This is a genomic window from Paraphotobacterium marinum (genome assembly GCF_002216855.1).
In the GTDB taxonomy this organism is placed as follows: Bacteria; Pseudomonadota; Gammaproteobacteria; order Enterobacterales; family Vibrionaceae; genus Paraphotobacterium; species Paraphotobacterium marinum.
In genome coordinates this window covers 425,611-440,785 of sequence record NZ_CP022356.1, presented here as the reverse complement: position 1 = coordinate 440,785, position 15,175 = coordinate 425,611, and the positions used below count along the sequence as shown (strand labels likewise).

The window sequence follows — 15,175 nt, the reverse complement described above, 5'->3', positions numbered from 1 at the left end:
TATTTGAGCTTTCATTATAAAAAATATTATCTGAATAGAATCTTAACCAATTTAACTTATTATTTTTAATCATCATTAAGTTATTAAAAAGAAACTCGGGATAATACTTGATTTTATAATGTAAAAGTATATCTGTTTTAAAACTTGTTATGTTTAGACGTATTGACAAATAATATCGATAATAAGACAATTTAATCATAATTATGAAAAGTTTGAACAATTCGCCAGAATTTAAACTCCCATTTACAATAATTCACTATCAAAATCAATAACAATATTGTCACACGATATAGATCTAGTTCTAAAATTTATAATTATAATTTGTTTAAGAGATGATTTTAAATGCTAAATAAATATTTTGATTCATAATTATTATAATTGAAATGTTAAGAAGGCCATTTCTTGGTAAATTTTCAAATTATAAATTACGATGAAACCATCACTGAAACAGATTATTTTGAGACTACCCAAGCTAAAAATAATCAATCATATTTATCTCTTTTTATGAATTATAATAAGATTTATTGTCGTTTGTTGTGTGCTGATGATGAAATGATTAAAAAATTTAAGGAAAGTAAAGTTATTAAAGTTATCCCTGAATTGATAGGGCAACAAGAATACTTTTATATTGCTGGTCTTAGAAAACAACTTGAGAATATAAAATTATGTGCCGCAGTGCTAGTCAGTTTTCAAAATATAGACAATTATGAGCTTTTTTATTATCCGAGTAAAAAATATAGGCTACATGTATATTCAAGGCGTGGATTAGAAATAAAATTAGATTTAAATATTGATATGATTCACCAACAAACTTTAAAAAACCACTAGTAAAATATAGATAATCCCCAATAACTTTATATATCCTAAGTTTATTTAGTGACAGGGTTATGAGATGGTATTAATTTAGTGCTCATTGTTTTAGATATAAAAAAAATTGGTTGGGTTGGGGAAGAAATAGATGCGGTATGATCTAAAAGACTAGTAACTGATCTTTTGAATTTGCTGCTGTAACAAGAGATAACAGTTGCTAAAATTTTGTAGAAAGAAATCTAATGAGTTGAGAGGTATTCTGGAGTATTACAAAAACCGTTGTTTCCTTGGCTTTGTGAATGATTTTGAATGGATTTCCCATAATAAAATATGGATAAAAACAACAGAGAAAAATAGTCTATTAGCATAAGATAAAATAACTTTTTTGATAAATTAAAGGACTTTCTATGAGAATAGTATTTGATATTAATTTTTCAATTTTTATAAAATTAAACTTACTAGGTATATATTGTATGAATTAAAACGTTCTTGTAAAAATGTGATAACTAACCATCAATTAAAATGATTTAATTATGATTATGCGTTAAATTTTAAAATGATATTTCATTCAATGATTAATACTTGGAGATATTTATGGAAAAACACAGTATTGCTGCTGAACTTGTTTATCAACTTGCTGAATACGGAGTTGAACAAGTCTTTGGGATTACGGGAGATGCTATGAATGCTTTTACTGATGCTATCAGAAAAGATGGGCGTATAAAATGGCACACTGTAAGACATGAAGAATCTGCAGGTTTTGCTGTAGCTGCTCAAGCAGAGCTTACCCAAGATCTTGCTGTTTGTGTCGGTACTATAGGCCCAGGCGCACTACACTTAATAAATGGAGTTTATAATGCTACAAGAGATCGTTCACCTGTTTTAATGATTACTGGTGATGTGCCTCAACCAGAAGCTAAATCAGGTTATTTTCAAGAGATAGACCAATTGAAAGTTTTTGATGATCCTTGCGTTTTCAGTGCTATTGTTCAATCGGAGTCACAAGTTCCTCGGTTATTCCAACAAGCTATTCAAGCTGCCATCTCTGAAAGAGGGGTTGCTCATATTGCCATTCCTACAGATGTAATTTCTAAAAAGATCTCTAAAAATAAACCTGTTCAAATTTTTCGGCAACTTCCCAGTCAGGTTAGACCCTCAGACAAAGATATTGATGAAATCAATCGACTGATTGCGGATAGTCAGAAACCTTCAATTTTGATAGGCTGTGGTGCCAGAGGAGCTAGAGATGAAGTCCATGCATTAGCTGAGAAATTAAAAGCACCAGTGAGCCATTCATTAAAAGGTACAGAAGTTTTAGAATATAATGATCCATTTTCAATTGGAGGGATTGGGCATGTTGGAACACCTCATGGAATGAAAGTCGTAGATAATTGTGATTTATTAATTATGCTCGGTACTGATTTTCCATATTCTTCGTTCTTACCTAAACATGGGAATATTATTCAAGTTGATATATGTCCCAATAGAATAGGTCATCGAGTTCATATAAAGAAGGGTGTTGTTGGTGATGTCAAAGCAACGTTACAAATGTTGTTACCTTTATTAACAGAAAAAAATGACTTAACACATTTAACGACACTTCAAAAGCAGAGAGATAATTGGTTAAAAAAAACGTACGATGCTTATGATTTAACTAAAAACAAAATTATACATCCTCAATCTGTTGTTTTAACAATAAGTGAGTTGGTTTCGGATGACGCAGTTTTTGTTGCCGAAGTTGGGGAGGTTACTGTTTGGACTGCTCGTTATTTAAAAATGCGAGGCGAACAACGGTTAATTGGTTCTTTTAATCATGGTTCTTTGGGAGTAGGTCTTCCTGCTGCGATAGGTGCAAAATCTCTATATCCGAATAGACAGGTCGTTGCATTGTGCGGTGATGGGGCTTTTGGAATGCTTTTGGCTGATTTGGTTACAGCATCACGTTACGGCATTAACTTGATTGCAATTATTTTCAGAAATGAGAAGTTTGGTTTTGTAGAATTAGAAATGGAAGCAGCAGGTTATCCAAGATATGCTACGGATTTAGTCAACCCTGAGTTTTCTGTTGTTGCAGAAGCTTGTGGTTGTGTCGGTTTAGTGGTGAAGGATCCAAGTGAGCTTAAACCTACATTAGAAAAAGCTTTAAAGATTAATAAGCCAGTTATAGTTGAAGTTTTTGTTAATCCTGATGAGCTGATTATTCCACCATCTATAGATTTAGAGACAGCATGGAAATTCACAACTGGTAAAATAAAAGAAATGGTTATTGAAAGAAAAATACAAAATCTTTTTAAGGATTTATAAAAATTATCTGACGTTACTTTTATAGCCTTTTTATAATTTTGATTATAAAAAGGCTTGTTCATTAACTTAAATAATACTTTATAATTATATTAAATCAGTTCTTAAACTTTTTACCATTAATAAAAGAGCTAAATTTGATATGATTAATGAGATATTAGAGCAAGTTAAGTTTCAAGACCTTATTACATTTCGTGATGTGGTTAATGAAGGTAGTTTGACAGCTGTTGGTAATAAGAGAAATATTGCCAAATCAATTGTTAGTACAAGAATTACTCGACTCGAAAAAATATTAAATATTAAATTATTTAATAGAGAGACTCGGAGCATTCTCCTAACAAGAGAAGGCCGACACTTATTACATTTCGTTGAATCACTCATTCATATGGGAAATGAATTGACGCGAGAGGTTGAGAAAATTTCATTAGATGTCGAAGGCGATATTAAAATTACAGCCCCTCCTGAATACACTCAATATATATTAACTCGATTTTTACCTTATGTAAGAGATATTTTTCCAAAACTTAAATTAATATTTCATTCTTCATACGATATTGAAAATATGCATTCAGGAAAATATGATTTAGCTTTTAGAAACCGTTATGTTGTTGATGACAGATTGGTCGCTTATAAAGTTGGGACATATCATAATAAGTTGTATGCAAGTCCAAATCTAAAAAATGTAAATAATATTAATGAGCCTGAAAATCTTAAGAGTTTTCCTTTGTTGGGATTATCTGAAGGTGAAAGAGAAATTTTAGTTGAGCTTTTTCATCAATCTGAAAATAAGTTATTTAGAGCAAGATTTAACGAAGAAATTATTCTTGATAATTTGAATGCAATTATGAACTTAAGTAAAGCCAATGCTGGTATTTGTTATATTCCCAATTTTGTTGCGTATGAAAGTATCCAAGATCGTACACTAAGACCAATTTTACCAAACTGGACATCTAAACCTCTTACATCATATATGGTGTTTCATCCATCAGTATTAAAAGTAAAAAAAGTCAATGCTGTCATAAATCTAGCTAAACAATATCTGCCTACAATTATGAAGAGTTTAGTTATTTAGTATTTCAATTGATTCTGAGTAAACTGTTCTTCTTTTCCGAACAGAGTGTTTTTATATGCCTACTTTATTCAAGGTTAGGGCTAATTATAATGAACTTGTTGTTAATCAATATTAATCATATAACAAGAGGTATATAAAAATGAATAATGTAAACCGATATGAAAAGGGAATAGAAAATATAACAAAATTATCTGGAGAGCAAAGCACCTTTCATGATGTTAAAGGTATTTTGAAGGATATTTCTCCAAGGTTAAGTGATCTTTTTGTTAGTTTTGCTTTTGGAGATGTGTACTCTGGTGAGGAATTAACTTTACAACAAAGAGAATTATTAACTATTTCAACCTTAGTCACTCAAGGCGGTTGTGACTTACAATTGAAAGCACATACTGAGTCAGCGTTAAAAGTAGGCTGTACGAAAGAAGAGATTATTGAAACTATCATACATTTATCGCCATATATTGGTTTTCCTAGAGTATTAAATGGAATGCTTGCTTCGCATGAAGTGATACAGAAATTTGAAGATGATGCTGCTTAATTTGAGGGATTCCATCCTAAACTATATTGAGAAAAAGACTTCATTTGAAGTCTTTTGTTTTATGAATAAACCGAAGAAAAATTTTATCTCTTAAATCTGTTTTAATTATTATTTAAACAAAGATATTAAACTAACTTGTTTTTAAGTGTGATATTATTATTTACTCTCGAAACAAGAAGATCTTATGAAATTAATTCTCAAAAAGAATTAAAATGTTAAATTGATTCCTAAAAAGAAATTATCTTCATCTTAAAAAAAGAGGGAATGTACTTATCAAATCATATAAGATAAATTAAATTTTTTGGATTTTAAGCGAGTTTGAGATGGTTATCAATAAGTGGTCGGGTGTTGTCTATATTATACTAGCATACACAATTTGGGGTTTAGGTCCGTTCTATTATAAATTTCTGCAAGAGATACCAACTTTTGAAATGCTCTGTTTGAGAGTGATATTTGGTTCTTTTTTTCTCGTAATTCTTGTTTATGTCATGAAAAATTCCAAAAATTTCATAAAAATATATAAAAACAAAAGATTGATGTTAGCTTTGACGTTGACTTCTATGTTAATTGGTTTTAATTGGGGCTTATATTTATGGGCAATAAATAATAACCATGTAATGGAAACGAGTTTGGGTTATTTCACGACGCCATTAATTTTAATTTTTTGTGGCATTGTGTTTTTAAAAGAAAAGCTAACCAAATTAAAAACGATTGCCGTGTTGCTTACAATTTGTGCTGTATCTTATAATATAATTGCTTTTCATGGTTTTCCTTGGATATCAATTACTCTGGCGATTTCTTTTGCTGTCTATACAGTATTAAGAAAAAAGATACCTATAGATTCTCAAAGTGGTCTACTATTTGAAACCATATTATTGGTCCCGGTTGCTATAATATATTTGGTTTATATTGAGTATCATTCACCTATAAATATATCTAATAACTCTATTATACTAGATCTTTTAATTATTGGAGCAGGGGTGTTAACTGTCATACCTCTTATTTTTTTACATAAGGCAACACTTAGATTAAATTTAACCACTATTGGTTTTTTTCAATATATCAATCCTACCTTAGCACTATTGACTGCAATTTATATGTATCATGAGCCCTTTACAAAAACACAAATCATCACCTTTACGCTTATTTGGATTGCTCTCATTCTTTCAATCGCTGACTCTGTTATAGCATCTCGTTCGATAAAAGATCTAAAATTATAGATTATTTATTATAACTACCTAAAAAGCATTTCTTTTTTATAAAGGCATGGTGTTTTTATAAGACATGTCTTTTTTTGTTAGACATGATGAAGGAACAACTTTATAATTCGCAACTCCATGAAGAGATGAAATCATTGAATTATTATGAAGAAAAACTATTTTAAAGTATCCTTTTTATTTTTATCAGCGTGGCTATTTATTATTTTAGAATATGCTATTAGAGTATCTGATAGTGTTATTTTACCAGAACTATCCACTCAATTTAATCTCATTCCTTCAGATTTAAGTCTATTATCATCTGCTTACTATTTTACTTATGTCATTTTTATGATACCCGCAGGTATGCTAATTGATCGATTTGGACTATATAAAGTATGGATTTTAGCGATTTGGCTTGTATCTTTAGGTGGTTTTCTTTTTGGATATTCAAAAAATATTGAAGAACTTATTTTTGCCCGAGCTTTAATGGGCTTAGGTTCAAATTTTGCAATTATTGGCACTTTCGCCTTATCTATGCAATTTAGATATAAAAGTTTCTTGATTGGATTAACGATGGCTGTTGCCATGCTCGGAGCATTTTTAGGGCAAGGTCCTTGGCTGCATTTAACCACACTCCTTGGTTCCTGGCGCACCACTTATATTCTATCTTCATTAATAGGTTTATTGTTATTAATCATGTGGATTTTTGTTGGTCGATTTTCTCAAAAATATCACTTAAAAGTAGGGTTTTCAGACTTTAAAAAAACAGTTGTTATTTTACTTAAGTCCCCAGTATTTATTATTATGGCTCTTTATGTAGGTTGTTTGAGTAGTCCGCAAACTGCCTTTTCAGCTTTATGGTGTCCGACCTTTTTACAAAAAGCATATGATTTAACGAGCCAAGATGCCGCTTATTTCACCTCGGTTATTTCTTTGGGAGGATTATTGGGTGGTTTGCTTTTAGGTCTGATTGGTGATGCATTTGATAAAAAGTTTCAGATTAGACTTCTTTTCATATCTGGATTAATTGCCGTCATGAATATGCTGTTAATTCTATCGGGTGACATTAGTGAAGATGTTTTAATGCTTAACTTATTTATACTAGGCTTTATAACAAATGCAAGTGTTGTTGTTTTTAGTTTCATGGGAAGTTATTTTAATAAATTACCGAAGGCCACCATTCAAGGAACAACAAATCAATTTAATATGGGAGGCGGTCCAGTTTTTCAAATGTTAGTTGGGTATGTGGTGACAACACTGAGCGGCGGAGTATCTATTGAGCAAACATCCGTTGACCATTTTACAAAATCTCTATCCTTAATGCCTATTTCTATTCTTATGTTTAGTATTTTATTAATTACACTCTTGCCGATTATTAAAGCAAGGTCTCTCACGAAAGAACAAAAGAAGATATTAGATTTACATATGTAATTGATAAAGTTTATCTTATGTATTGAATCAAGTGAATCTAAGCAGATATGTTTACACTGTAACATAATGATGTGTGAAACATGGAAAAGCCAGAATCATCTGGCTTTTTTATTACTTTGTCATTATTAGTTCATGATCTTTTATTTGTACTGTTTAATTAAAATATCCTTCTAAAGAAAGGTAAACGATATAAAATAATACCTAATATAAAAGAACCGACTATTGATATTACACCAATCACTAATGTGATGATCCATGGATTCCAGGATACAACGGGCTGTAAAAATTTAAATAAGGCGACTAAAAATATAAATTGAAATACATATGCTGGAAAAGAAGCACGTGCTAAAACTTTAGTAACTTTATTTGAGTGATTAAAAAAAGTTTTAAAAATATAAAGCTGAAAAAGAATCATACCAATTGCACAAAATGTTCTAAATATTGAATCATCAAAGCCACGACCTGTAATAAAACCATTTTCAAAGCAATAAAAAAATGTAAACATAACAAGTCCAAATATACCGTATTTAAAATCAATTTCATCAAGCCAATTGTTTTGATACGCTTGAATTCCCAACACAAAAGCTGCGATATAAGTTGGGAAATATTTAATTAAATGAAACCCCAAAAATCCATCTCCCGACACACCGTTAATTTTCAAAGCTATTAGGTTTATCGGTGTCATGATGGAACAAAAAATAAATATTTTAAGTAAAGATGGCAAAGGCTTATTTGATTTTTCTTCAATGTTTTTTGTTTTGACAAATTGACTCCATACCAAAGTAAATATCAGTAACGTCCAGCAAAACCAAGTTACTCCCATAAAATCTCCCCATTGAAGATTGATAATATGTTCGTAGTACCATGAGATAAATGAAGCTAATGTAAATTTACTTCCCCAGATAATTTTACTAAGTATCAAATCCATTGTTACTACGTAAATTAATACAGCACCCCCTAAACGTATCATTTTATCTTTATTAAAAGCGCTTTTACCTTTTTTTAAGAACGAAGGAATGATAAAGAAAGCAGATATAAAAAAGAATAAGTCCATAAAATAGCTTTGGTTGAAACATAAAATTCTACCAAATTCTTGACTATATTTGGGGTATACGCCTCTAAAATAATCGAATGAATGATGCATTATGACTATGATAGCTAAAAACCATTTTATATTGTCTAAATAATCGAGTCGACTGTGAATATTGTTTTTCATTAATTATTCCTCAATAATTGATAGTTCATTATCATTTGTTTGTATTGTCTAATTAAAATATTCTTTTAAAGAAAGGTAAACGATATAAGATCATACCAACCGTAAATGAACAGATTACTGCTAATGCCCCGACAAATAATGTTATAAACCACGGATTCCAATTTAATCCTGGTGCAATAAATTTAAAAAACACATTAAGAAAAACAAATTGGATTACATAGGCTGGAAAAGAGGCTCGAGCTAAAGCTTTGGTTACTTTATTTGAATGATTAAAATATTTTTTAAAAATATAGAGTAAAAAAAGAATCATTCCAACTGCGCAAAAGGTTCTTAGTATTCTAAAAGATTCATCATTTGAAATACTGCTTGCAATAAAATGTGAAAAAACAATAGAATAAAACCCAAAAGAAAATAAAATGAGACCAAACAAACCATATCTTAAATTAATTTTATCTAGCCAGTTATTTTGGTATGCTTTGATTCCTATCATAAAAGCCGCAATGTAGCTTGGAAACATGCCAATAAGACGGAAACCTAGAAAATTACTACCGAAAACATTTTCAAACATCACAGCAATGCAATTTAAAGGGACCATTAATATACAAAATATAATAATTTGCAAATAAGAAGGTATTTCTAGGTTTGTTGCTTGATTTTCATTAACTTTATTTCGAAAGAATAGACTCCATATTAAAGACAAAAGCAGCAATGTCCAACAAAACCAAGTGACTCCCATAAAATCACCCCATTGAAGACTTTTAATTGTAGACCATCTATCTGGTGATAAAAGGTAACCGAGGTAGGATGTTATTATACTGTTTACACCCCAATATTTGACTACATCGTTTAAGGGCTCAACTAGACAATAGGTAATGAGTAAAGCACCACCTAAACGTATAATTTTATCTTTATTGAATGCACTTTTGCCTTTTTTTATCAAAGATGGAACTATAAAAAAGGCAGATATAAAAAAGAAGAGATCCATAAAATAACTTTGATCGATGCCAAGAACAATATCAAAACTAGATTTATATTTTGGGTAAGTATTTTGAAAGTAATCGAATGAATGATGCATTATGACTATAATAGCCAAACACCATTTTATGTTATCTAAATAATCAAGTCGATTGTTAATATATTTTTTCATAAATTTTTTCCTGATTAAAAAATCAGGTTAAATTTATTCATTTTATGATTTAATAGCTATTAATTTGGTATGTAATCAACTTTTAAGTGACGAAAATTTTATTTAAGCTTGATTATTTCTTCGAGGGATAAAATAATTTATCCCTGATAGACCTAAAGTTTTTTAAAATTATTTGTACATCCCAAAAACTATCTATTATTTAAAGCTTAATTAAATCCTTAATAATATTAATGAAATTATTTAATGTAAATTTACCTATACATTTATGGTTTATTCTAAAATTAATGATATTTTTTCTAACCCACTGAAGAATAACAATTTTTTAAAATTAATTTTTATGTTATGATTCTGATTTTATATATTGGTATTGTCATGAAAAATAGCCATTTAATACTTTTTATATTATTTATTTCAAGTCTCATTGTAATCAGTTACTTTTTTTTTGATCGACAAGTTGTTTGGTTTTTAGTTAAACATCATTCAAGAGATTTGGGTTTATTAAAAATTTTCGCAAACTCGATCACTTACGTTATTTCGATATTCGTTTTTATTTTTTATTTTTATTTTTTAGTCAAAATCATAAGAAAATCAATTAATAGTTTGGATAAATCCTTTTTAATTGTTAGTAATGCCATAATAATTGGTCAATTTTTAAAAGAGGTATTAAAAACAATTTTTGGTAGATATTGGGCAGCCACATTTACATGCAATAATCCATCACTTATCTCAAATCATGTATATGGTTTTAATTGGTTTAAATCAGGAAGTGCATTTGCGTCATTTCCATCAGGACACGCTACTTTTATATTTTCATTTTCTGTAAGTATGTTTCTTATCTTCCCTAAATTACGCTGGCTTTGGATCTTACTTGCAATTTTAGTTACTGTTGGTCAAATTGGTATGTATTATCATTATGTGAGTGATGTATTGGCTGGTGCTTTGTTGGGCGGGTTAGTAGGACTTTTTGCAGTAAAGTATAAAATTAACAGTTAAATTAACTACAGTTTTAGGGAATAAAATTATGTATAGAGTAAACGGAGAAGTACAAACTTTTCTTTTAAGTGATAAGGGCGTTTTACAATTTATACCTTCACTCTATTTGAGCGCTTTATTGGATTAGTGTTAAAACTCTTGATGAAAACGAGTATGAAAACATTGTTCGTAAAGTAAGAACAATCACCGTATAGAAAGCGTTATAACATTCGCAGTATTGCATGTGACAAGGATAGATTATGGAAGAATATTGGAATCCGATGGTTCCTGAATTATTAGTTAGTAACTTTGAATTATCACTTTCCTTTTACGTGGATGTACTTGGTTTCTCTGTAAGAATTAAGCGAGAAAATCCTGATTTTGTTTATCTTGAACAAGAACAAGTTCAGATCATGCTAGAACAAATCACGGATTCAGGTTGGATTACTGGTGACTTAGTAGCTCCGTTAGGCCGTGGAGTGAATTTTCAAATTGAGCTTTCAGACTTAGAACCATTAATCAAAAGGCTCAGAAAAGCTGAGGTGCATTTCTTCCGAGATTTAAAGGAAACATGGTACGACATTGGTGAAAAGTTGTCCGGTCAACGAGAGTTTTTAATACAGGATCTAGATGGTTATTTATTAAGGTTTACCCAGCACCTTGGAGAAAAAGAGAAGTCTTAAAAATCTGTTATAAAAATAATTGGCTCTTCGACGTTTCAAGTGGATTCCAAAAAACTGTACTTAATTCATTCAGATCTAACTTTAAACTTAATACATAACTTAAATTGAACTCCAAGATTTCAATCATAATTATAAAAGTAGTAAAAGATTTAGTTGTACCAATGCTCTAATTAAAAGTTGAGAGTTAGGTTTGATGCAGTATTATGAAAGGTACGTGTATAAATATACAATCAGAACTAATTTAACATGTATGTACACTCTAATATGTAATCTATGAGTATATCAAGCCGCCCAGCATAGATTACATGTATCCTATATAGTTTTAGTATTTTATCTATTTTATATTCTTTTTCTAATTTATATTCGCTAGAATTAGGTTTAAAAAATGTTATGTATGTAAATATGAAAAAAAATACAAAACTAAAGCTTGTTATTGCAATGTCACAACTAATTTTGGATAAAGGATTGGCTAATACTAGTCCACAAGATGTGCTGACGTTATCTGGTATTGGTAAAGGAAGTTTGTACCATCATTTTTCAGGAAAAGAAGATTTGGCTTTTTATGCAATTCAATATAATGTCGAGCAATTTATTGAAGAAAATCAATTGATATTTAATGAAACAGTGACTGGAAAGATTAAATTAAGCAACTTTATTAAAAAGAATAGGAATTTTGAAAAAGGTTGCTTTTTAGGACAAATGACGAGAGATAAGTTAATTTTATCTACACCAAAACTTAAAGTTGAGGTTTTGAGGGGTTTTAGTTGGTTAAAAAATCAATTAGAGCATGTTATCTCTCAATGCATTGATGAAGGTGCTTGCTTTCAAAACACCAATGCAGCTGAGTTGTCCAATTTAATTATATCAGTTATACAGGGCTCTTATATCACTGTTACGGGTTTAGATGATGAAAAGCTTTACCCAAACATCATGAACATATTGGAAAATATGATATTTAAAAAATAGCTTTTAGAATTTTATTTCAATATTTTTTTAATGTGAGGTTAATACTTATGAGTTGAGCTTTAAGATATAATCAATAAAACGTGCTTTCTTGAGCCTATAATCATCAGGTGACAATCCTACACATATTTTTTTTAGTTCATTATACTGAGTAACTAGTCTTGGATTATTTCTGAGCTTATCTCGAAAATCTAGAAAAAACTCAAACTTTGAGCCATTTGCAATGACTTGAAATGCTACCTCTTCAGTTGAAGACAAAGATTCTAACATGCATAATTCATTTGTTCTAAGTGTGTCTTCTTTTTCCTCAAAACCTAAAGTTTTTAGTTTTTCAATTGTAGATTCTATGTATTAGACTGGTACACCAATCAGAATATCTAAATCGCCTTTAGATATTGCATTTGGAATCGATGACGACCCTATGTGCTCAATTTTAGCTTTTGGAAGAATTGATTGAATCTTATTTTTATACTTTTCAAATAATTTCATGCAATTTTCCTGATAATATGGGGCTTCATAAAATTTCATAAAATTTCATAAATATTCTGATAATTATTAATATCTCAAAAACATTACCTTATATTATGCTTTGTTTCAATTAAAAGATAATGAGTTTTTTCTTTAAAATTTATTGAATTTAGAATTAATAAAAAAGTGGTTTTATTATATTATTTAATAAGTTATATTAAAAACATACTAGTTGGTATGTTTTTGACTTAATAGGGCAAAATTAAATGAAATTAAAAAATAAAGTAGCTATTGTTACGGGCTCAGGAAGTGGTATAGGAAAGGGAGTTGCTCTTGCATATGCATCAGAGGGAGCGAAGGTTGTCATTGCTGATTTAAATGAAGAAACAGGAACGAAAACGGCACAAGAAATTAATATGAAAGGTGGTCATGCAATTTTTGTTCGTATGGATATAACAAATGAAGATAATGTGAATAGCTCTATAAATTACGTGTATGAAAAATATGGAAAAATAGATATATTGGTGAATAATGCGGGTTTTAAACATATTGAAAAAATAAATGAATTAGCTTATCAAAATTGGAAAAAAGTTATTTCAATTAATCTTCACGGAGCTTTTTTAACTACAAAAGCTTGTTTAAAATTTATGTATGCAGCGAAAGCTGGTTCAATTATTTATATAGGTTCAGTGAGCTCTAAGCAAGGCTCTAAATTTCAAGCACCTTATGTAGCTGCGAAGCATGCTCTACTTGGATTATGTAGAGTTGTAGCTAAAGAAGCTGCTTCGCATAATGTAAGTGCTAACGTGATTTGTCCAGGTTACATAAAAACAAGTTTATTAGAGAAACAAATTTCTCATAAAGCAAAAGTCCTTAATCAATCAGAAAATGAAATAATTGAAAGTATGTTGTCCGAAACAGTTAATAATCAATTTATTACTTCAAAAGATATTTCTGATTGTGCTGTATTTCTAGCAAGTTTTAAAACAAACGCATTAACTGGACAGTCTTTAATGGTCAACCATGGTGGTTATATGGAATAATTTCGTTAACATGTTGGTTAATCTAAAATAAAAAACTTAAACAAGATGGGTTAGATGTCATTATGCAAGAAAACTATTTATGTTTTCTTAATGCAACAAAAATCTGAGTAATGATATAAGCCCTAAAAAACCCAATTTCATGACCTTATGACCACAGATTACATAGTGTACATATTCAAAAAATTATTCTTAATTTATAAGCTAATCAATACACACATTACATAGATTACAGCGACATATATGGTGTATACATGCACTAGGCATTTTTTGAAAATCCCGAAAGCCTTGTTTTTAGCATTAAAGCAGGGTGGATATGATATATTATTTAAGAGTTTTTTGTATAAAAAAATATTCCTTTAATTTAAATTGTAAAAATAGTCGTTTGATAGTGTGTTTTTAATAGAAAGCCATTTTTATGCAATTTCTGTGGAAGGACATTAAAGTTTGAAACTCGACAATAAAGACTGAAACTATGACAATAAAGTTTGAAACTTTTTCGATGCTTCTTGTCGTCTTCTGTATAGCAAGCTTTTGTCACATTGTGCGTTAGACCTTTAACTCATTCATATATTCATATATTATAAATATGATTTTGGATTAGTTTTATTTGCTGTGTAATGCTTTCGGGAGGATGTATGGAAGTTTCGCTCTACAGCGCAAAGGGTTCGAATAGTTCTGCAAGGGTGGAGTGGGTACTCAATTTTAAGGGGATACGTTACGATAGAATTGAGATCAGCTCTGACGAACTAACGACAAAATACCTAGATATAAATCCTTTTGGCTATGTCCCATCTCTTTGTGTCGATGGATCGGTGTTTTCTGAATCAATGGCAATTATTGAGTACTTGGAAGAACGCTTTCCTAATCCGAGCTTATTTGGTAAAAGCCTCAATGAAAAAACTCACGTCCGCAGAATTTGTGAGTATGTAAACTCCAGTATTCATTCTCCCCAAAATAGAACAGTATTAAGGTTTATGCGTCCAGAGTTAGATGAAACTTCAAAGCGAGAACTTCGTGGGAACTGGATTATGTGTTGCTTAGAAAAATTAAGTATATCGATCTGTTGCGAGTCAGGATTTGCTGTGGGTAACGACTTTAGCATAGCTGATATATTTGTAGCTTCAATCTACAAAAAAGCATTGCAACATGGTTGTATGAGAAATGGCTTTTACGACAAGCATTTGATGTACATAAGGGCACATGACAGTGTTGTGGTTTCAGAGCCAGAAGTATAACAAATAAGGATATGTGCCGCGTAGCCGACATCTATCCGAAGTGTTAGACACTTTATATAAGTAAATAATGGAAATATCATCAAAGGTTATATCGAGTATC

13 protein-coding genes and 1 pseudogene are annotated in these 15,175 nt (G+C 30.1%); 11 read left to right on the top strand and 3 right to left on the bottom strand.

The window, feature by feature from the left end:
* Positions 1–402 precede the first annotated feature (402 nt).
* The 6 genes from CF386_RS09165 (at position 403) to CF386_RS09140 (ending at position 7,348) form a co-directional block, all read left to right on the top strand.
* Positions 403–828: a hypothetical protein gene (locus CF386_RS09165; protein ID WP_089074138.1), complete on the top strand. Its 426-nt coding sequence runs from the start codon at positions 403–405 to the stop codon at positions 826–828.
* Positions 829–1,404: 576 nt separating this feature from the next.
* A complete protein-coding gene (locus CF386_RS09160) occupies positions 1,405–3,114 on the top strand; it encodes a thiamine pyrophosphate-dependent enzyme (protein WP_089074137.1) in 1,710 nt (569 codons plus the stop codon).
* A 139-nt stretch (positions 3,115–3,253) separates the two neighbouring features.
* The gene (locus tag CF386_RS09155) at positions 3,254–4,183 is read left to right on the top strand and encodes a LysR family transcriptional regulator (RefSeq protein WP_089074136.1); all 930 of its coding nucleotides are present in this window, start codon (positions 3,254–3,256) and stop codon (positions 4,181–4,183) included.
* Positions 4,184–4,322: 139 nt separating this feature from the next.
* Positions 4,323–4,718, top strand: a complete 396-nt coding sequence (locus CF386_RS09150) for a carboxymuconolactone decarboxylase family protein (protein WP_089074135.1) — start codon at positions 4,323–4,325, stop codon at positions 4,716–4,718.
* A gap of 323 nt (positions 4,719–5,041) precedes the next feature.
* Positions 5,042–5,938 (top strand): EamA family transporter RarD, encoded by an 897-nt coding sequence (rarD, locus tag CF386_RS09145; protein ID WP_089074134.1) that lies wholly within the window; start codon positions 5,042–5,044, stop codon positions 5,936–5,938.
* A gap of 144 nt (positions 5,939–6,082) precedes the next feature.
* The gene (locus tag CF386_RS09140; protein ID WP_089074133.1) at positions 6,083–7,348 is read left to right on the top strand and encodes an MFS transporter; all 1,266 of its coding nucleotides are present in this window, start codon (positions 6,083–6,085) and stop codon (positions 7,346–7,348) included.
* A 157-nt stretch (positions 7,349–7,505) separates the two neighbouring features.
* Here the strand turns inward: CF386_RS09140 and CF386_RS09135 are convergent, their stop codons facing one another.
* Positions 7,506–8,564, bottom strand: a complete 1,059-nt coding sequence (locus CF386_RS09135; protein WP_089074132.1) for an acyltransferase family protein — start codon at positions 8,562–8,564, stop codon at positions 7,506–7,508.
* A gap of 52 nt (positions 8,565–8,616) precedes the next feature.
* Positions 8,617–9,711: an acyltransferase family protein gene (locus tag CF386_RS09130; RefSeq protein ID WP_089074131.1), complete on the bottom strand. Its 1,095-nt coding sequence runs from the start codon at positions 9,709–9,711 to the stop codon at positions 8,617–8,619.
* A gap of 372 nt (positions 9,712–10,083) precedes the next feature.
* Between CF386_RS09130 and CF386_RS09125 the strand changes: the two genes are divergently transcribed.
* From CF386_RS09125 to CF386_RS09115, 3 genes are all read left to right on the top strand, one after another.
* Entirely contained in the window at positions 10,084–10,704 is a 621-nt protein-coding gene (locus CF386_RS09125) for a phosphatase PAP2 family protein (RefSeq protein WP_089074130.1), read from the top strand.
* Positions 10,705–10,943: 239 nt separating this feature from the next.
* Complete coding sequence (locus tag CF386_RS09120; protein WP_089074129.1) at positions 10,944–11,366, top strand: bleomycin resistance protein; 423 nt, start codon at positions 10,944–10,946, stop codon at positions 11,364–11,366.
* 402 nt (positions 11,367–11,768) lie between these two features.
* Complete coding sequence (locus CF386_RS09115; protein ID WP_158522367.1) at positions 11,769–12,332, top strand: TetR/AcrR family transcriptional regulator; 564 nt, start codon at positions 11,769–11,771, stop codon at positions 12,330–12,332.
* A gap of 45 nt (positions 12,333–12,377) precedes the next feature.
* Here the strand turns inward: CF386_RS09115 and CF386_RS09110 are convergent.
* Positions 12,378–12,857 (bottom strand): annotated as a pseudogene (locus CF386_RS09110) (GrpB family protein).
* Positions 12,858–13,063: 206 nt separating this feature from the next.
* Between CF386_RS09110 and CF386_RS09105 the strand changes: the two are divergent.
* Positions 13,064–13,840 (top strand): 3-hydroxybutyrate dehydrogenase, encoded by a 777-nt coding sequence (locus CF386_RS09105; protein ID WP_089074127.1) that lies wholly within the window; start codon positions 13,064–13,066, stop codon positions 13,838–13,840.
* A 635-nt stretch (positions 13,841–14,475) separates the two neighbouring features.
* Complete coding sequence (locus tag CF386_RS09100; RefSeq protein ID WP_089074126.1) at positions 14,476–15,075, top strand: glutathione S-transferase family protein; 600 nt, start codon at positions 14,476–14,478, stop codon at positions 15,073–15,075.
* The last annotated feature ends 100 nt before the right edge of the window (positions 15,076–15,175 follow it).

What these genes read in the sequence shown, in the direction of transcription:
- CF386_RS09160 (WP_089074137.1), top strand. Translation starts at nt 1,405, where the DNA reads ATGGAAAAACACAGTATTGCTGCTGAACTTGTTTATCAACTTGCTGAA.
- CF386_RS09155 (WP_089074136.1), top strand. Translation starts at nt 3,254, where the DNA reads ATGATTAATGAGATATTAGAGCAAGTTAAGTTTCAAGACCTTATTACA.
- CF386_RS09150 (WP_089074135.1), top strand. Translation starts at nt 4,323, where the DNA reads ATGAATAATGTAAACCGATATGAAAAGGGAATAGAAAATATAACAAAA.
- rarD (WP_089074134.1), top strand. Translation starts at nt 5,042, where the DNA reads ATGGTTATCAATAAGTGGTCGGGTGTTGTCTATATTATACTAGCATAC.
- CF386_RS09140 (WP_089074133.1), top strand. Translation starts at nt 6,083, where the DNA reads ATGAAGAAAAACTATTTTAAAGTATCCTTTTTATTTTTATCAGCGTGG.
- CF386_RS09135 (WP_089074132.1), bottom strand. Translation starts at nt 8,564, where the DNA reads ATGAAAAACAATATTCACAGTCGACTCGATTATTTAGACAATATAAAA.
- CF386_RS09130 (WP_089074131.1), bottom strand. Translation starts at nt 9,711, where the DNA reads ATGAAAAAATATATTAACAATCGACTTGATTATTTAGATAACATAAAA.
- CF386_RS09125 (WP_089074130.1), top strand. Translation starts at nt 10,084, where the DNA reads ATGAAAAATAGCCATTTAATACTTTTTATATTATTTATTTCAAGTCTC.
- CF386_RS09120 (WP_089074129.1), top strand. Translation starts at nt 10,944, where the DNA reads ATGGAAGAATATTGGAATCCGATGGTTCCTGAATTATTAGTTAGTAAC.
- CF386_RS09115 (WP_158522367.1), top strand. Translation starts at nt 11,769, where the DNA reads ATGAAAAAAAATACAAAACTAAAGCTTGTTATTGCAATGTCACAACTA.
- CF386_RS09105 (WP_089074127.1), top strand. Translation starts at nt 13,064, where the DNA reads ATGAAATTAAAAAATAAAGTAGCTATTGTTACGGGCTCAGGAAGTGGT.
- CF386_RS09100 (WP_089074126.1), top strand. Translation starts at nt 14,476, where the DNA reads ATGGAAGTTTCGCTCTACAGCGCAAAGGGTTCGAATAGTTCTGCAAGG.